The organism is Micromonospora sp. NPDC047753 (genome assembly GCF_040642735.1).
Taxonomy (GTDB): Bacteria; Actinomycetota; Actinomycetes; order Mycobacteriales; family Micromonosporaceae; genus Micromonospora.
The window spans coordinates 1-16,818 of sequence record NZ_JBEYSL010000087.1; the positions used below are offsets into that span (position 1 = coordinate 1).

The 16,818-nt window shown below is 71.9% G+C and carries 18 protein-coding genes and 1 pseudogene; 6 read left to right on the top strand and 13 right to left on the bottom strand.

Translation table 11 applies throughout. The features are described from left to right. Positions 1-465, top strand: a 465-nt coding sequence (locus ABZ749_RS10540) for a phosphotransferase (RefSeq protein ID WP_357225694.1), incomplete at its 5' end; no start/stop codon positions are given. A 252-nt stretch (positions 466-717) separates the two neighbouring features. Next, positions 718-984, top strand: a complete 267-nt coding sequence (gene rpsT / locus ABZ749_RS10545) for a 30S ribosomal protein S20 (RefSeq protein ID WP_030491765.1) — start codon at positions 718-720, stop codon at positions 982-984. A 126-nt stretch (positions 985-1,110) separates the two neighbouring features. On the opposite strand, the gene ABZ749_RS10550 is transcribed toward rpsT, so the two are convergent. From ABZ749_RS10550 to ABZ749_RS10570, 5 genes are all read right to left on the bottom strand, one after another. Then, positions 1,111-1,533, bottom strand: a complete 423-nt coding sequence (locus tag ABZ749_RS10550; protein WP_238670907.1) for a hypothetical protein — start codon at positions 1,531-1,533, stop codon at positions 1,111-1,113. After that, positions 1,530-2,510, bottom strand: coding sequence for a DNA polymerase III subunit delta (holA, locus tag ABZ749_RS10555; RefSeq protein WP_357225697.1), 981 nt, complete (start codon positions 2,508-2,510; stop codon positions 1,530-1,532). The genes ABZ749_RS10550 and holA overlap by 4 nt, the downstream gene beginning before the upstream one ends. A 147-nt stretch (positions 2,511-2,657) precedes the next feature. Then, positions 2,658-5,033: a ComEC/Rec2 family competence protein gene (locus tag ABZ749_RS10560; protein WP_357225742.1), complete on the bottom strand. Its 2,376-nt coding sequence runs from the start codon at positions 5,031-5,033 to the stop codon at positions 2,658-2,660. 134 nt (positions 5,034-5,167) lie between these two features. Further along, on the bottom strand, positions 5,168-6,010 hold the full coding sequence (locus tag ABZ749_RS10565; RefSeq protein WP_357225702.1) for a helix-hairpin-helix domain-containing protein: 843 nt from the start codon (positions 6,008-6,010) through the stop codon (positions 5,168-5,170). Between the two features lie 176 nt (positions 6,011-6,186). Beyond that, a complete protein-coding gene (locus tag ABZ749_RS10570) occupies positions 6,187-6,966 on the bottom strand; it encodes a hypothetical protein (protein WP_357225706.1) in 780 nt (259 codons plus the stop codon). Positions 6,967-7,208: 242 nt separating this feature from the next. Here ABZ749_RS10570 and ABZ749_RS10575 point away from each other — a divergent pair, with 242 nt between their 5' ends. Next, the gene (locus ABZ749_RS10575; RefSeq protein WP_357225708.1) at positions 7,209-7,607 is read left to right on the top strand and encodes an integrase; all 399 of its coding nucleotides are present in this window, start codon (positions 7,209-7,211) and stop codon (positions 7,605-7,607) included. A 41-nt stretch (positions 7,608-7,648) separates the two neighbouring features. On the opposite strand, the gene ABZ749_RS10580 is transcribed toward ABZ749_RS10575, so the two are convergent. Both ABZ749_RS10580 and ABZ749_RS10585 read right to left on the bottom strand, forming a co-directional pair. Next, the gene (locus ABZ749_RS10580; protein WP_357225711.1) at positions 7,649-8,023 is read right to left on the bottom strand and encodes a VOC family protein; all 375 of its coding nucleotides are present in this window, start codon (positions 8,021-8,023) and stop codon (positions 7,649-7,651) included. 229 nt (positions 8,024-8,252) lie between these two features. After that, positions 8,253-8,570 carry a hypothetical protein gene (locus ABZ749_RS10585; RefSeq protein ID WP_357225716.1) on the bottom strand — a complete coding sequence of 106 codons (318 nt, stop codon included), beginning with the start codon at positions 8,568-8,570 and terminating at the stop codon, positions 8,253-8,255. A gap of 136 nt (positions 8,571-8,706) precedes the next feature. Here ABZ749_RS10585 and ABZ749_RS10590 point away from each other — a divergent pair, with 136 nt between their 5' ends. Further along, a complete protein-coding gene (locus tag ABZ749_RS10590; protein WP_091409860.1) occupies positions 8,707-8,928 on the top strand; it encodes a GntR family transcriptional regulator in 222 nt (73 codons plus the stop codon). 20 nt (positions 8,929-8,948) lie between these two features. On the opposite strand, the gene ABZ749_RS10595 is transcribed toward ABZ749_RS10590, so the two are convergent. From ABZ749_RS10595 to nadD, 5 genes are all read right to left on the bottom strand, one after another. Next, positions 8,949-9,722, bottom strand: coding sequence for an SDR family oxidoreductase (locus ABZ749_RS10595; RefSeq protein ID WP_357225721.1), 774 nt, complete (start codon positions 9,720-9,722; stop codon positions 8,949-8,951). Between the two features lie 3 nt (positions 9,723-9,725). Next, on the bottom strand, positions 9,726-10,580 hold the full coding sequence (locus ABZ749_RS10600; RefSeq protein ID WP_357225725.1) for a DegV family protein: 855 nt from the start codon (positions 10,578-10,580) through the stop codon (positions 9,726-9,728). A gap of 48 nt (positions 10,581-10,628) precedes the next feature. Continuing rightward, complete coding sequence (locus tag ABZ749_RS10605; protein WP_357225728.1) at positions 10,629-11,288, bottom strand: histidine phosphatase family protein; 660 nt, start codon at positions 11,286-11,288, stop codon at positions 10,629-10,631. Next, the gene (gene rsfS / locus ABZ749_RS10610) at positions 11,285-11,692 is read right to left on the bottom strand and encodes a ribosome silencing factor (protein ID WP_357225731.1); all 408 of its coding nucleotides are present in this window, start codon (positions 11,690-11,692) and stop codon (positions 11,285-11,287) included. Before rsfS ends, ABZ749_RS10605 begins: the two co-directional genes overlap by 4 nt. A gap of 110 nt (positions 11,693-11,802) precedes the next feature. Further along, a complete protein-coding gene (gene nadD, locus ABZ749_RS10615) occupies positions 11,803-12,399 on the bottom strand; it encodes a nicotinate-nucleotide adenylyltransferase (protein WP_355009302.1) in 597 nt (198 codons plus the stop codon). 186 nt (positions 12,400-12,585) lie between these two features. Between nadD and ABZ749_RS10620 the strand changes: the two genes are divergently transcribed. Continuing rightward, positions 12,586-13,302: a PadR family transcriptional regulator gene (locus ABZ749_RS10620; protein ID WP_357225735.1), complete on the top strand. Its 717-nt coding sequence runs from the start codon at positions 12,586-12,588 to the stop codon at positions 13,300-13,302. Between the two features lie 188 nt (positions 13,303-13,490). Then, complete coding sequence (locus ABZ749_RS10625) at positions 13,491-14,696, top strand: NAD(P)/FAD-dependent oxidoreductase (protein ID WP_357225739.1); 1,206 nt, start codon at positions 13,491-13,493, stop codon at positions 14,694-14,696. Between the two features lie 121 nt (positions 14,697-14,817). Here the strand turns inward: ABZ749_RS10625 and pepN are convergent. Then, a pseudogene (pepN, locus tag ABZ749_RS10630) lies at positions 14,818-16,788 on the bottom strand (aminopeptidase N); the annotation flags it as partial. Positions 16,789-16,818 lie beyond the last annotated feature (30 nt).

The following is a 16,818-nucleotide window of genomic DNA, read 5'->3' on the forward strand; positions in this document are numbered from 1 at the left end:
GTCGCCGCCGGTCGGGAGCCGACCCCACCACTGCCCGCGCCACTGCTCGGCCGGCTGCCCGAGCTGGTGGAGTTGGAATCTCTCCTCCCCCGGTACGCCGCCGGAGCGACCGGCCTGATCCACGGCGACCTGCGGGTCGACAACGTACTGATCGGCCCGGACGGCCGAGCCTGGTTCTGCGACTGGACCTGGGTCTGCTTAGGGCCGGCCTGGTTCGACCTGGCCGGCCTGCTGCTCACCGCGTACGCCAGCGGGCTGGACGCGGACCGGCTCTTCGCCGCGCACCCGGCCACCGCCGGCGCGCCCCCGGACGCGCTGGACGCGACCCTGGCGGCGTTGGCCGGCTACTACCTCACCGGTGCTGCGGCGGCACCGCCGACGGCCTCGCCGCACCTGCCCGCCCACCAGCGGTGGAGCGGCGAGCAGTCACTCGACTGGCTGGCCCACCGTCAGGGCTGGCGGTGACGCGGACCGGCCCGGGGCGGCCTGGACTCCCGGCGACGCGGACCGGCTCACCGCCGGGCTGACGGTGAGCCGCCACCGTGGTCGAGGGCGTAGCCTGGTCCCCGACGGGCTGGGTCCGTTCGCGCGAAAGGCCGAGCCGTTTTGGCTCGTCCCGGGCGACCTGGTAACCTGGCTCTTCGCGCAGCGATGACGCACGTTCGTCATCACGCGCAATAAGCTGACCAACCCGAGCTATCAAGACGAGGCTGTCGCGTGGCGAACATCAAGTCCCAGATCAAGCGCAACCGGCAGAACGAGAAGGCCCGGCTGCGCAACAAGTCGGTCAAGTCGTCGCTGAAGACCGCCGTCCGGAAGTTCCACGAGGCTGCCGAGGCCGGTGACGTCGAGAAGGCGACCGCGCTCATGCTGGACGCCTCGCGCAAGCTGGACAAGGCCGTCAGCAAGGGCGTGATCCACTCCAACCAGGCCGCGAACCGCAAGTCCGCGATCGCGAAGCGCGTGGTGTCGCTCTCCGCCTGACGATTTCACAGTCAGACTGATTCGGAAAACCCCGGGCCCCAGGCCCGGGGTTTCCGTGTGTCCAGAGGCCGGCCGGTGTTCAACCGAGCCGGCCGTTGCGGGCGAGGGCCCGACGGGCGGCGGCGCTCAGTCTGACGGGTTGGCCCGCCGGGGCGGTGGCACCGGATCGGCGGTGATCACCACGCCGGGGACGCTGTGCGAAACCCACTCCACCCGGGCCCGGCCGACCACCGGTTCCATCTGCCGGCGAAACCGGTCCCGTTCCTGCTCGGGCACGAGCGCGGCGGAGCGGACCACGATCGCGGCCACCATGTCGTTGAGCTTCACCATGGCGGCCACCACGACCGGCAGCACCAGCACCGCCCACCAGCTGACCAACTCGGCGAGGGCGAGCAGCACCGCCAGGGCGATGGCGCCCTCGAAGAAGAGGAAGCACAGCACGCCACCGGGGTTGACGAACCGCAGGCCGAGGAGCCGGGCGTAGAGCGGCCGGTAACGCGCCTCGTCCACGGGAATGGTGGCCCACGCTGGGCGGTTCGCCCCCGTCACCTGGCGCTGCCCTGCCGGGCCGCCGCGACCGAGAAGACCGCGCGCTCCAGGGCGTATGCCCGGTCGTCGGAGCCGCCCTTGACGGCCGCGTTGCACTCGGCGGCGACCTGCATGGCCCGGACCAGGCCCTCCGGTGTCCAGCCCCGCCCCTGCCGCTGCGCCCGCTCGATCTTCCACGAGGGCATTCCGAGGCTGCTGGCGAGCTGGTACGGGCTACCCCGGCCGGCCGATGCCACCCGGGCCACAGTGCGCACCCCGTCCGCCAGGGCATCGGCGATGGGCACCGGGTCGACCCCGACGTGCAGGGCCCAGCGCAGTGCTTCGAGCGCCGCCGGCACGTCGCCGATCATTGTGGCGTCCGCCACCGTGAAGCCGGTCACCTCGACCCGGCCCCGGTAGTAACGGGAGACCGTCTCGGCGCTGATCCGCCCATCGGTGTCGGCGACAAGTTGGGAGCAGGCGGCGGCCAGCTCACGCAGGTCGTTGCCGACCGCGGCGATGAGCGCCTCGGCGGCGTCGTCGGTGCACTTCCCGCCGGCCCGGCGGATCTCGTCGCGGACGAAGGCCAACCGGTCACGGTGCCCCTTGAGCTTGGCGGCCGGGACCACCGTCGCGCCAGCCGCCCGCAGACCGTCGGCGAACGCCTTGCCCTTGGCGCCGCCCAGGTGCAGCACCAGCAGCTGGACCTCCGGGTCGGGATTCTTCGCGTACGCCAACAGCGCGGCGACCAGGTCCTTGCGGGCGTCCTGGCCGGAGCGCAGGATCAGCAGCCGCCGCCCGCCGAACAGCGAGGGGCTGAGCATCTCGGCGATCTCGCCGACGGTGAGCGCGCTGGCCTGGTACTCGCGGACGTCCACCTCGGGGTCGACACTGCGAACCTTCGCGACAGCTTCGGTGACCGCGCGCGTGGCGAGGAGCTCCTCGTCACCGAGGACGAGCAGAATGGGTGCGAGGCTGGCGGGGGTCACGCCGCCCATATTCGCACGGCCTGCGGCGGGATCGTGCCTGCTCATTCGCTGCTTGATCGGCGCAGCCCGCACACAGCGCAAATCCAGACATCCAACTCAATTCCCTTTTAATTCGCAAGTCGCCCGATTGATTGGCGGCCCGCCGTCCCACGGGGGTCAGGGCTGCCGGCCGGCGGGCACACCTCGCCGGGCTACCGCCAGACCGCCGCCCGTCCGGACCGCCGCCACGTCGCCGTCCGTGTCGGTACGCAGCACCCGCACGCCGCCCCTGCCCAGTTGGGCGAGCAGCCGCGGACTCGGGTGCCCGTAGGTGTTGCCCGTGCCCACCGGCACGAGTGCCACCGCCGGCCGCACCGCATCAAGGAAACCCTGGTCCTGGTACGCCGAACCGTGGTGCGCGACCTTCAACACGTCCGCCCGTAACTCGCCGGGGGCCGCCCGCGCCACCATCGCGTGCTGCTCCTCGGTCTCCGCGTCGCCGGCCAACAGGATCCGCACCCCGGCCACTGTGGCGCGCAGCACCAGCGAGTTGTTGTTCGGGTCGGACCTGGTCCCGGCCAGCGGGTACGGCGGGCCGAGCACCAGCAGGTCGACCCCACCCACCGGGTGACGAGCGCCGGCCACGGTGGTCAGCAGCGCGGCCCGCCCTCCGGTGGCCGCCGCCCGAACCAGGTCCCGACCGCTCTCCGGGTCGGTGGACGACGGCGTCAGCACGGCACCCACCCGCCGTCCCCGGAACACCCCGGCCACCCCGCCCACGTGGTCCGCGTGGAAGTGACTGATCACCAGCAGAGGCACCTCCCGTACGCCGAGCCGACGTAGGCAACCGTCCACCGCACCCGGTTCCGGCCCGGCGTCCACCACCACGGCCCGGCCGGGGCCGACCGGGAGCACCAGGGCGTCGCCCTGCCCCACCGCGCAGGCCACCACCACCCAACCGGCGGGCGGCCAGCCGGCGGCTACCAGTCGAACCGGCAGGGCACCCAGCACGGCGGCTACCCCGACCACTGCCACCAGCCGGCGTACGAGTGGCCGGCGCACCGCGATCAGCAGCGCGACGGTCAGCCCGGTCAGCAGCAGGGCACCGGGCACCCCGCCCGGCCACGGCAGGGTGCCACCTGGCAGTCGGGCTCCGTGCCGGGCGATGACCACCAGCCACCAGGCCGGCCAACTCGCCAGCCACGCGACGAATTCGGCGCCGGCCGGCCAGATCGGCGACATCATGGCCGCCAGCACGCCCAGCACTGTCGCTGGCGCGATGGCCGGCACCGCCAGCAGGTTCGCCGGCACCGCCACCAGGCTCACAGTGCCGGAGATCCCGGCGACGACCGGGCCGCAGGCAAGTTGGGCAGCCGCCGGCACGGCCAACGCCTCGGCCAGCCCAGGCGGAACGCCTCGCCGACGCAGTCCGTCCCGCCAACGCGGCGCGAGCAGCAGCAGGCCACCGGTGGCCAGCACGGAGAGGGCGAACCCGGGATCCCCGGCCAACTCGGGGTCGACGAGCACCAGCACGGTCACGGCGGCGGCCAGCGCGGGCAGCGCTGCCCGAGGTCGACCGGCGGCGAGCGCGGCGAGCCCGATCGCTCCCATCGTGGCGGCCCGTACGACGCTCGGCGACGGACGGACCAGAATGACGAACCCCACCAGCGCCACCCCGCACAGCGCGGCGGCGAGCCACGGGCCGGCGCGCGACCACCGGGCCAGCAACAACACCGCACCCACCACGATCGCGACGTTGGAGCCGGAAACCGCGTTGAGGTGTGTCATCCCGGTGGCCTGGAAGTCCGCCTCGACGGCGGGTGGGAGTCGGCTGGTGTCGCCCACCACCAGACCCGGCAGCAGCCCGCCGGGGTCATCGGGCAGCGGCGCGCAAGCCCGTTGCAGCCCGGTACGCAGCGTCCCGGCGGCGCGCTGCGCCCAGGACGACGTGCCGTGCCGTTCCGGTGGGCCATTGGTGCTGAGCACCGCTGCGGTGAGGTCGCCACCGCGCGGAACGCCGAGCCGACCGTCAACGGTGAGGCGCTGCCCGGGCAGCAGGCCCCGCCACGCCGGGTCGGTCGCCAGGACGAGTAGCCGCACCGACGCGTGGATCCGTCGACCATCCGGGCCGGTGAGCCGGACCAGCTCGGTCGACACCAGCAGCATCCCCGGTCGCCCGGCGCTCCGGATCGGGCGCGGGTCGTCCCGGACCACCAGGTCGGCGGTGACCGGCGCGCGTTGCTCGGCCAGGGCACGGATCGCCGGCGCGTCGCGCACGGCGAGCTGGGCGGCGGTGGCCGCACCCCCGCAGACCACACCGAGGCCGACCGCCACGGCCACCCACCCGTAGCGCAGCGCCATGGCTCGGGGACGGCCGAGACGGCCGAGCAGGTGGACAGCACCAATCGCCGTCAGACCGACCGCCGCGCCGGCCACCAGCAGAACCGCGCGGCTGCCGAGGTGCAGCCCGGCGAGCGCGGTGAGCCACGCCGCCACGGCGAGCCCTGCCAGTCGCAGATCCGGCGGCTCCGACCGGGTCCCGCCGGCCAACAGCGCGGCCTGAGCCGACCCTGCCGATGGCGCGGCCTGGGCCGGCCCGGCCGGCGGCACGGCCTGAGAAGGCCCAGCCGGCGGTGCGGGCTGGGGTCCGCCGACCTGCGGTGGGTCAGCGGCGACGGCGGACTCGCTCACACCGTCACCAGGTCCTTGAGCTGCTCGTAACGGGCATCGCCGATCCCGTCGACCTGGCGTAGGTCGCCAACGGACTTGAACCCGCCGTGCTGATCCCGGTGGCTGAGGATCCGTTGGGCGAGCACCGGCCCCACCCCGGGCAGCGCGTCGAGCTGCGCCAGCGTCGCGGTGTTGAGGTTCACCGGCCCGGCGGCGGGAGCCGCACCGCCCGCCGCAGGCCCGGCCGCACCACCCGGCACCGGCGCTGGCGTCACCCCGACCACGATCAGCTCACCGTCGGTGACCTTGCGGGCGGGATTGAGCAGCGCCACGTCGACCCCCGGGAGCGCGCCGCCGGCCGCCTGCACCGCGTCGGCGAGCCGGGACCCGGCCGGCAGGCGCACCAGACCGGGTTTTCGGACTTTGCCCGCGACCGCCACCACCAGCTCGCCGGAGCTGGACACGCTCGGGTCACCGGCCGGTGCGGCCGACGCGGCGTCGCTGGCCAGTGGGACGACCGTCTCCGACTGCGGCCGGGCCTGCCAGGCCCAACCTGCCGCGCCCAAGACCACCACCGCGGCGACCACCGCCAACGCCCGCACGCCCCGCCGCCCAGGGTCGAACGCCGACGGGCCGGGCAACCGAGACTCGGGCGGGACCGCAAGGCCGTCCGGTGCTGGCTCCGCGACCGATGCCGCAAGCTGGGACGGCAACACGCCACCCGGGGTTGCGTCCACGAGCGGCGCACCAAACGGGGGTACGCCCGCGGCCGACGCCTCGGGCCGGGGTAACGGTGCGACAACCGTCTCCGTCAACCGGCGCAGGCGCTGGCGTACCTCTGTCTCCTCGTCGTGCGACACAACGCGACGCTATGACGGCGGCCGAGACGGTGGAGTGCGGCGGCACCGCCCTGTGGATGGCCAACCTCACTGTGGACAACTACCTGATCAAGCATCGATTTGCTAAGGGGTCAGCATGTTGGGCCTGGTCTGGTCAGAGCCGGCCCCGGACGCCAGAGGAGGAACCAAGCTGCGTTTCAGGACTGGGGGCGCGCCTGGCGAGGCGAAGGCTCCGAGCCCGGCGGGCCGGATATCCGGCGACCGGTCCTTCCCCGCGTGCGCTTCCGCCGCGGCCGAGTGCCAGTCTTGGCAGCAGTGCGTCCAGCAGGTCGACGCCGCCTTGAGCCTGTCGTTCCGTCACCGTTGATCGCGCGTCGGCCGGCGGCCAGCATGCTGAGCACAGCGGTGACGGCGAAGATGCCCGGCCAGAGGGGCCACCCGCTCTCGCTTTCGACGAGTTCTTCCGGCAGCCGCGGGTCGACCAGGCCCTGGGGATCACGCACCACCGTGACTCGTTGCCCCACTGCCCCTTCTGGCTTGTCCGACGCTCCAGTGGGATTCCCTGGCCACCGCCCCAATTCCCCGGGAATACGCTGATTGTGCTGATCGGCGAGGGTGTAGTGAAGCTGATGAACCTTCCCCGTCTCATCGCGCAGGGAAATGACGGTGGCTACGACCCGCTCGCCGCGATGCGTGAGCACAGCCGACCACAATCCCTGGGCAGCAACGAGCATGAGAAAGGCACTGACCAGCGAAGCGAGGACCAGCAGGACCACGTGCGGTGGCATCCCGGGCGAGGTCACCCGCACGGCCACCGCCAGGGAGACGCACCACAATAAGAGGGCTGGGATGATGGTGTCCTCGGCTCGGATCCAGGTTGTCGCTCCCACGGTCCCGACCGCCTGGGTGACGGTGAACACCACCAGGTACACCCCGGCCAACGGGTTGACCCATCGACGAACACCGAGAGCCCTCATGGGCGCAGCGTAGGTCCGGTAGGCAACGACTCAGGTATTGCGCGCCAGGCCGGCCTAGCGCTGACTCAATGAGTGGCCTCAGATCGTCCGGGCGGGTCGCCATCATTGCGGTGCGTCAGCGTCGGGCAGGGCCGACCGGCCAGCATGCAGAACGCGGCGAGGACGGCGAAGACGACCGGAAGGAGGATCAGGTTGCACATCCCGGTCGGTCCATTGAGGAGCGCGAAGTAGAGTACGGCTGAGTGCGGGCTCGACTACGGCAGATACACATCGACGGGCACACCTTCACGTGGCGCGCGGCGCTGCACAGCGTGCAGGTCAACGGTTTCTACCACCGGGCCGTCTACGTTCGCGCCTGGGGATCCGGCGGGAAGAACAGCCAGAAACTCGAAGCGGATCTGTTGTCGGCCCCCGGCCCGTACGTTGTCGACAACGGCTACCCCACACCCGCCGACGTGCGGGAGGTCATCATCTGCGGCCTGAAGAGTGGTTGGCAGCCAGAGCAGCGGGGCGGAACGTTCGTGCTGTCCGATCGCGAGCATAGGGCCAACTTCGCGGCGTCGGGGTTCCATCTGACCAACCCCGTACGCCCGGGCGAGGGCGCGGACCCCACGACCCACGAGGCTCAGCAGCAGGGCTGACGGCCGGTGGGGCGACAGCGCCCGACCGGCCGACGGGCCTGCTACAGGTACGGGCGGGTGATGATCTCGATGGCGTGTCCCGCCGGGTCGAAGAAGTAGAAGCCCCGTCCACCGTGCTCGGTGTTGGTCTCCCCCTCCCGCTTCAGCTGCGGGTCGGCCCAGTACGTGATGCCACGTCCCTCGACGAACGCCAGGCACCGCACGAACAACTCGTCGTCGACGAGGAACGCGTAGTGCTGCATCTGGATGTCCACCGGCGGCTCGGCGAACTGGAGCAGCACACCCTCATCCAGTTGGACGTTGGCGAACGGCCCCCACCACGGTGCCTCCGGCAGCTCGAACAGCTCCCGGTAGAACGCCGCCGAGGCGCTCTTGTCCTTGCTGGCGATGATGGTGTGGTTGAACGTGACTGTCATCCGTGCCGTCTTCTTCCCGGTCGATCCGAAGACCCGACCGGAGGCCCAGCAGCGTTCACCCAACCACGCAGATGACGAACCCCCGAGGGCACCGACGCCCCGGATCCCGCACGAGAGACGCGAATATCGCGTTGATCTCGGCGTGGTGGCTGAAGTAGCCAGAACCTCCGGGGGTAGGCCCATCTGGGGCGCGCACGGAGGCTAACACAGCGGCGCGGGCAGGGATCATTCACCGTTTCTGGAGCATGACCGAGGCGACTTCTGCCAGAAGCGCCAACGCCCATTCGAGTTGCCGGCAGTCGCTGTGTCCTCGGCACTCCAGGCACCCGCCCGCCCGCCACGGCAGGTCGATCGCCCGGCTCCAGTGAGCATCCAGCACCCGCCTCGCCATGAACAGTTCGGTCGCCGCTGACACCGGTTCATCGATTGGCATGTTCGGCGCCTCCGCGCGATCCGAAGTGGCCCGCCCCGGGGGTCGAAGCCTTGCGATGAACTCCCTCAGGGCGGGCAGACCGGACACTTCAGGAGTGCTGAAGTCCAGGAGCACCCGGCCACTGTCTCACTGTATCTACTGTCTCGGTGTAGTCAAGTTCTCACTATCTCCACTTTGCCGCGTTGCCGCCTTGCCTCGATCACGCCTGGGCTGGAAACATGATCTCTGCTGAAGTCCGGGAGAGCCGCTCATGCCGACGAGACCACCGCATTACCGCCGCGTAGCGGATGACATCGAGCAGAAAATCCGCTCGGGCGAATACTCGCCTGGCCAACAACTGCCATCGGTGTCCGAGATCGGCGAGCTCTACAACGTGGCACGCTCCACGGCCTATCGAGCCGTCAAGGAGCTACACGAGCGGAACCTGATCTACGGTCAGCAGGGGCAGGGCGTCTTCGTCGCGGACAGCTAGAAGCCGAGCGATCTAGGCGGTCAGCGGGCCTCTGGGTCGAGGCCGAGCACGGCCCGTCCGCCGTCCACCGGCAACGTCACTCCATTGACGAAGCTCGCCGCGGGTGACAGCAGGTACGCGACCGCCTCGGCCACCTCTTCGGCCCTCCCGATGCGGCCCACCGGGTGCAGCCGGGTCAGCTCGGCGTCGATCCACTGGGCCTGGGTGGGCTCCTGGGTGGCGAGGAACTCGGCGTGCCGCTCGGTGGCGATCGAGCCGAGCGCTACCGCGTTGGCCCGGATGCCGTGCCGCCCGTACTCGACTGCCAGCGCCCGGGTCAGCCCTTCCACCGCGGCCTTCGCCGTCGCGTACGGCAGGGCACCGGACACCGGTCGCCGGGCCTGGTGCGACGAGACGTTGACTATGGCGCCGCCGGCCTCGCGGGCGAGGAATCGGCGGACGGCGACCGCCGCGCCCACCACGGCTGGCCGCAGGTTCAACCCGATCAGGTCCAGTACCGTGTCGGCCGACGCGGAGTGCAGCGTGGCGTCGCGGAAGACCGCTGCGTTGTTCACCCAGCCGGTCAGCGGCGCGGCGCGGTCCGCCAGTTCGGCGGCGTGCTCGGCCACCTGCTCGTCGGCGGCGTCGCCGACCACCGCGACGAGCCGATCGGCGGCCGGATGGTCGGCCAACCAGTCGACCGCGTCGGCGTCGCGTTCCAGTACGACGATGGTGGCGCCTGTCGCCAGCAGCCGTTCCACCACGGCCCGGCCGACACCGCGACCGCCTCCGGTCACCACCTGTGAGGTGGACACCGCTCAGCCCTCCGGGCGGCGGTGGACGACCACACAGGCCAGGCCCGGCCCGGCGTGCGCGGCGACGACGGCACCGGCCTCGGAGACGTACGTGTCGTGCAGCCGGTCGCCGAACCGCTCGGTCAGTGCGGCGCGCAACGCCTCGGCCCGTTGCGGCGCGGCCAGGTGGTGCACCCCGAGATCCACGTCGTCGCCGTCGGCCGCCTCGACGGCCAGGTCGACGAGACGGGCCACTCCCCGGCTGGCGGTGCGAACCTTCTCGCGCAACACGATCGCCCCGTCCGGCATGTGCATGATCGGCTTGACGGACAGCGCGGTGCCGACCAACGCCTCGGCGGCGTTGATCCGGCCGCCCCGGCGAAGGAACTCCAGCGTGTCGACGTAGAACCAGACAGTGGTGCGGGCGATGGCGGCGAGCGCCGCGTCGCGTACGGCGGCAAGGTCGTGGCCGGCTTCGGCGACGGTGGCGGCGGCGATGGCCGGAAAGCCCAGCCCCATGCCCGCCGAGCGGCTGTCCACCACCTCGACCCGACCGTCCAGGTCGGCGGCGGCGAGCCGGGCGGCCTCCACCGTGCCGGACAGCGCGGCGGAGATGTGCACCGAGACGATCCCGTCGGCACCGGCGTCGAGCAGCCGGCGGTACGTGCGGGCGAACTGCTCGGGTGCCGGGCGGGAGGTGGTCGCGGTGACCCGGCGGGCGCTCAACGCCCGTGTGGCGTCGGCCGGCTGGGTCTCCACCCCCTCCAGCCCTTCCGCGCCGTTGAGCACGACGGTCAACGGCACGACGGTCAGCCGGTGCGCCTGCACCAGCTCGGACGGAAGGTAGGCGGTGGAGTCGATGACAACCGCGACGGGCATGCCCGGCACGCTAGCCGATCGAGGCCGCGAACGCCGAGGCGTGAGTGCTCAGACCGCGTCGACGGCGACCGGGGCGGTGATCAGGCCGACGTTGTGCGCCCGCAACTGCCAGCCACTGACGTCCTGGGGACGCCCGATGGCCGGCGCACTGTCGTCGTGCCGTAACTCACTCCAGTGGCAGTTGGCCAACGAGCCGACGGAGCGCAGCACACCGGTGTCCCAGCCGAGCAGATGGCCCATGCCCTGTCGGGAGCCGCCACCGTGGGTGGCGATCACCACCGTGCCGCCGGCTGCGGCCTCGGCCGCCTCCCGCAGCGCGGCACCGACCCGCTCGCCGAGGTCGTGCAGGGGCTCCAGATCCGCGCCCGGGTCCGGGTCGCCGGCCCGCCAGCGCGCGTACTCGTCGGGAAATCGCTCGGCGACCTCGGTGAGGTGCAGGCCCTGCCACTGGCCGAAGTGCCGCTCGCGCAACCGGGCGTCGGTGCGGACCGGCAGGCCCGTCAGCGCGGCGAGCGCGGCGGCGGTCTCCGCGGCGCGGCTCAGGTCACTGGCCACGATGGCGTCGGGCCGCAGCGCCGCGAGCAGCGGCGCGGCGGCGCGAGCCTGGTCGCGACCACGCTCGTTAAGGGGTACGTCGAGCTGCCCCTGGACGCGGTTGGCGGCGTTCCAGTCGGTGTTGCCGTGCCGCCAGACGATCAGTCGGGTCATTCGGCGGCGGCGGACCCGCTGGCGTCGGCCTCGACCAGGTCGCGATCGACGAACGGGATGGTGGGGCAGTCCTTCCAGAGGCGGTCGAGTCCGTAGAACTCGCGCTCCTCGGTGTGCTGGACATGCACCACGACGTCGACGTAGTCGAGCAGCACCCAGCGGCCACCACGCTCGCCCTCGCGCCGCACCGGCTTCGCCTTCTCCGGAAGCTCCAGCAGGCGCTCCTCGATGGCGTCGACGATGGCCAGCACCTGACGCTCGTTGGGGGCAGCAGCGAGCACGAACGCGTCGGTGATGGCGAGCTGGTCGCCGACGTCGATGATCGTGATGTCCTGCGCCTTCTTGTCGGCGGCGGCCTGGGCGGCAGCGATAGCCAGCTCGTGAGCGCGTTCGGAAACTGTCACCGTTCTCCTTCGATCAAGCGTGCGATCCTCCAAGCGTCTCATACCCGGCGGCACCCCGATCGTCCAGTTCTGGTCGGTTAGCGCCACGAACCTGGTCATAACGGGCGTGCTCAGCGCTGATAGAGGCTCCGCTTGGCGATGTACTGCACCACACCGTCCGGCACCAGGTACCAGACCGGCTCACCTCGGGCGACCCGGGCGCGGCAGTCGGTCGACGAGATGGACATCGCGGGCACCTGGATCAGGCTGACGGTGTCCGCCGGGAGATGCTTGTCGCTCAGCGGGAAACCGGGCCGGGTCACGCCGACGAAGTGGGCCAGCTCGAAGATCTCATCCAGGTCCTTCCAGGACAGGATGCGTTGCAGGGCGTCCGCGCCGGTGATGAAGAACAACTGCACCTTCGGGCCGTACTCGGCCTGAAGGTCACGCAGCGTGTCGACGGTGTAGGTCGGCCCACTACGGTCGATGTCGACCCGGCTGACCTGGAAGCGGGGGTTGGAGGCGGTGGCGATCACCGTCATCAGGTAGCGGTCCTCGGCCGGGCTGACCGGTTCGTCGGCCTTCTGCCACGGCTGCCCGGTGGGCACGAAGACCACCTCGTCCAGGCCGAACCGGTCCGCCACCTCGCTGGCCGCGACGAGGTGCCCGTGGTGGATCGGGTCGAAGGTGCCACCCATGATCCCGATCCGCCGGATATCTTCCTCCACCCGATGATCGTAGGCCGAGCGTCGTGGCCGACCGTCCCGGCCCGTCCCCGCCGTACGTCACCTCACTCCAGCCCACGGTCCAGCGCGCCGCGACCACCCCGACGCCGCACGGTGATCGACTCGGCTCAGCTTGCCAGGGGGTCGCCGTTCTTCGCGCGTCAGCGTATATTCGTCAACGAGTAACCGTTGACGAGCGAGGGAGTCACAGTGCCGAAGCGGCGCAAGGTCGGCAACCTGCTGGCGCTGGCCGTGCTGTCCGCCCTGGTCCAGCGGCCGATGCACCCGTACGAGATCGCCACCGCGCTGCGGGGCTGGGGCAAGGACCAGGACATGGACTTCAAGTGGGGGTCCTTCTACACGGTGATCGGCAACCTGGACAAACACCACCTGATTGAGGCGGTGGAGAACGTGCGCGAGGGCCGACGCCCGGAACGCACCGTCTACCGGATCACCGACTCCGGTCGGGCGGAGCTGGTCGACTGGGCCCGCGAGCTGGTCTCCACCCCGATGGCGGAGCATCCCCGTTTCCGGGCCGGGTTGTCGGTGCTCGCCGCGCTGCACCCGGACGAGGCCACCGGCCTGCTGCGGCAACGACTCGACCTGCTGGAGGCCGCGCTTCGCCAGGACCGCGAGACGCTCGACACGCACCTTCGGGAGATCCCTCGGCTGTTCCTGGTGGAGTCGGAGTACGACCTCGCCATCCGGAACGCGGAGGCCGACTGGCTGCGGGCGCTGCTCGCGGAGCTGACCTCGGGGACCTACCCCGGGTTGGACACCTGGCGGGCCTTCCACGAGACGGGCGAGATGCCGGCCGAACTGACCGAGTTGGCCGAGAGCAGGCTCGCCCCGAAGTCCAACCCCGACACCCCCACCCCGGAGGCAGGCACCGACACCACCGGCTGAAGAGCGGCCCCGGCGAGGTGCGCCAACACCTCACCGGGGCCCTGACCCCGAACCGACGCCTGGGAAGGCACCCGGCCCGAAGCGGCAACCACGAGGATAACCGGGCTCCCTCCCAGGTCCGCGCGCCCGCGCACCGACCACACCAGGTCCGCGCGCCCGCGCACCGACGACCACACCAGGGAGAGAGCATGACCACTGTACGAACCGCGATCGTCATCGGCGGTGGCATCGCCGGGCCGGTGACAGCGCTCGCGCTGCGCCGCGCCGGCATCACCGCAACCGTCTACGAGGCGTACCCGACCACGGCCAGCGGCATCGGCGGAACCCTCGCCCTCGCGCCCAACGGCGTGGCGGCTCTGCGTACGGTCGGCGCGCACGAGGCGGTGACGGCGATCGCCACACCGATCGAACGCAGCGCTCTGGCCGTCGGCCGGCGTCGGATCGCCATGCCCACGCTGACCGGGGTGCCGCCGCTGCGCGTGGTGCACCGGGCCGAGCTGTACCAGGTGCTGCACGACCAGGCCTTCGCCGAGGGCGTGCCGTTCGCGTACGGCAAGCGGCTGGTCGACGCCGAGCAGACCGGCGACGGCGTGATCGCACGTTTCGAGGACGGCAGCATCGCGACCGCGGACATCCTCGTCGGCGCGGACGGGATCCGCTCCACGGTCCGGGGTCTCATCGACCCCGCCGCGCCCGGCCCCCGGTTCACCGGGCTGCTCGGCTTCGAGGCGGTCGCCCGGCACGACGTGGACGCCGAGCCGGGCACAATGACGTTCGCGTTCGGCCGGCGCGGCTACTACCTGTACTGGCCGGAGCCGGGCGGCGGCACCCGGTGGGGGGCCAACCTGCCGCAGCAGCGGCCGATGAGCCTCGTCGAGGCCCGGGCGCTGCCGGCGGAGCAGTGGCTGGACACGCTGCGCGCCGCCTACGGCGACGACGACCCGGGCCGGGAGTTGATGGCGACCAGCAACGCCGACGATCTCCAGGTGGTCGGGTCGTTGCAGATCATGCCGCCCGTGCCGCACTGGTATCGGGGCCGGATGGTGCTGGTCGGCGACGCCGCGCACGCACCGTCGAACAGTTCGGGGCAGGGTGCGTCGCTGGCCGTCGAGAGCGCCGTGCAACTCGCCCGCTGCCTGCGGGACCTGCCGGACGTCCAGGCGGCGTTCGCCGCGTACGTGCGGCTGCGGCGTGCCCGGGTGGAGAAGGTCGCGGCCCGCGCGGCCCGGATCAACCACGCGAAGGCCCCCGGTGCGGTAGCGCGGACACTGATGCCGTTGCTGATGCCGCTGATGGTGCGCACCGTGCTGGACCCGGAGAAGACCGTCGCCGACGAGCAGCGTTACGTCATCGACTGGGACTCGCCGGTCACGGCGGAGCCCGCCCTGCGCTGAGCGGTGACTGCGGGGTGGCCGGCCAGCCACCCCGCAGCGGCCATCGCCTTCGCGGCCGGCGATCGGGCCGGCCGCGAGGCGCGGGCCGGCCACCCACGGCGTCAGGAGGCGCGGGCAGCGGTCAGGCCGAGGCGGCGGCCACCGCCGTCCGGGCGACCAGCGCGCGACGGAGGTCGTCGGCGGCGTCGGTCACCACCCGGCGCAGGCCGGGGGTCAGGTCGTCGCGGGCCAGCAGCGCCGCGGCCGCCTCCCGGGTGGGCTGCGCCACGGCGTAGCGGGGGAACGCCAGGGCTGCCACCCGGTCGGCCGTCCAGGGGGTACGCAGATGCGCGGCGGCCGGCATCTCCGCGAAGTACCGATCGACGTACGCGGCGGTCAGGTCGGCCTGCTCGGGCTGCCAGAACCCCTCGGCGATCGCCTCCAACAGCCGACCGGACAGTGCGGTGTCCCGCACGATGATCTCCCAGGTCGCCTGCTTGACCACCGGGTCGGGCAGTGCCGCCCGGCAGTGGGCGGCCCGTTCCGCGCCCGTGGAGCTGTTGTCGGCGGCGGCCTCGATGGCGATCTCCGCCTCGCCGGCGGCACCCAGCACCACCAGGCGGCGCAGCACCGCCCAGCGCAGCTCCGCGTCGACCTTCAGACCGGCTGGCACGTCCCGGCCGGCGAGCCAACCGACGAGCAGATCCGCGTCGGTGGTCGCGGCGATCCAACCCCGTGCGGCGGCGAGCTGCAACGACTGCCCGGCCGGTGCGCCGTCGAGCAGCCGCTGGCACGTCCCCGCGACCCTGGCCAGCGCCGCGGAGCGGGTCAGCGGGTCGAGGTAGCGGTCAACCAGGGACCGGCTGAGCGTCAGGACGTCCTCCGCGATGATCACCTCGGTCTCGGCGGGCAGCGCGGCGGCCATCAGGTCGACCAGGCCGGTGACCGGCCGCTCGCCGTCGATCGTCGCGTCCAGTGCCTCGCGCCAGAGCACCGCCCGGGCCAGCGGGTCGGTCAGAACGGGCAGCACCTGCGGGACGGCGCCCGCCGACGCCGGGTCGAGGCGAACTTTCGCGAAGGTGAGGTCACCGTCGTTGAGCAGCAACAACCGGGCCGCCGGCTCGGCGGTCAACGCACCGATAACGGTACGACCCCCGTCGGCGTTCGAATCGATGTCCACCTCGTCGCGCCGCGCGCTGCCGTCCATCGAGTAGCGGCCCACGCCGATCCGGTGTGGGCGCAGCACCGGGTACGACTCGGGCGCGGTCTGCACCACTGCCACCTCGCTGTAGCGACCGTCCGCGTCCACGGCGACCTCGGCGCGCAGCGTGTTGACCTGCGGGCGGCGCAACCACAGCTCGGCCCAGTCGGACAGGTCCCTTCCGCTGCTGGCGGAGAGGCTGGCCAGCAGGTCGGCGAGGGTGGCGTTGCCGAAGCGGTGTGCGGCGAAGTGCGCGTTCAGGCCGGCGAGGAAAGCCTCGTCGCCGAGCCACGCGACCAGTTGCCGCAGCACGCTGGCGCCCTTGGCGTACGAGATGCCGTCGAAGTTGAGCAGGCCCGCCTCGGCGTCGACGACCTCCGGAGGGGCGATCGGGTGGGTGGAGGGCCGCTGGTCGGCGGCGTAGCCCCAGGCCTTGCGCCGCATCGCGAAGGTCGTCCAGGCCTGGTCGAAGCGGGTCGCCTCGGCGGTGACCCGGGTGCCGAGGTATTCGGCGAAGGACTCGTTCAACCACAGGTCGTCCCACCAGCGCATGGTGACCAGGTCGCCGAACCACATGTGCGCCATCTCGTGGGCGATGGTGGTGGCCCGCTGCTCGCGTTCGGTGTCGGTGACCGCCGAACGGAACACATAGTCGTCGCGGAAGGTGACGATGCCGGGATTCTCCATCGCCCCGGCGTTGAACTCGGGCACGAACGCCTGGTCGTACTTGCCGAACGGGTAGCGCTCGGTGAAGAGCTGGTGGAACCGGTCCAGACACTGCCGGGTGACGTCGAAGATCTCGTCGGCGTCGGCGTCCAGGTGCTCGGCGAGCGACCGGCGGCAGTAGATGCCCAGCGGCACGCCGTCGTGCTCGGCCCGCCGGACGTGGTACGGCCCGGCGATCAGCGTCGAACAGGTCGATGTCGTCGACTGTCAGCCCGG

Excerpts from the sequence above, each read along its gene's own strand:
- ABZ749_RS10570 (WP_357225706.1), bottom strand. The coding sequence starts at position 6,966 with ATGAGGGCTCTCGGTGTTCGTCGATGGGTCAACCCGTTGGCCGGGGTG.
- ABZ749_RS10605 (WP_357225728.1), bottom strand. The coding sequence starts at position 11,288 with ATGACCCGACTGATCGTCTGGCGGCACGGCAACACCGACTGGAACGCC.
- ABZ749_RS10590 (WP_091409860.1), top strand. The coding sequence starts at position 8,707 with ATGCCGACGAGACCACCGCATTACCGCCGCGTAGCGGATGACATCGAG.
- ABZ749_RS10625 (WP_357225739.1), top strand. The coding sequence starts at position 13,491 with ATGACCACTGTACGAACCGCGATCGTCATCGGCGGTGGCATCGCCGGG.
- ABZ749_RS10600 (WP_357225725.1), bottom strand. The coding sequence starts at position 10,580 with ATGCCCGTCGCGGTTGTCATCGACTCCACCGCCTACCTTCCGTCCGAG.
- ABZ749_RS10580 (WP_357225711.1), bottom strand. The coding sequence starts at position 8,023 with ATGACAGTCACGTTCAACCACACCATCATCGCCAGCAAGGACAAGAGC.
- holA (WP_357225697.1), bottom strand. The coding sequence starts at position 2,510 with ATGGGCGGCGTGACCCCCGCCAGCCTCGCACCCATTCTGCTCGTCCTC.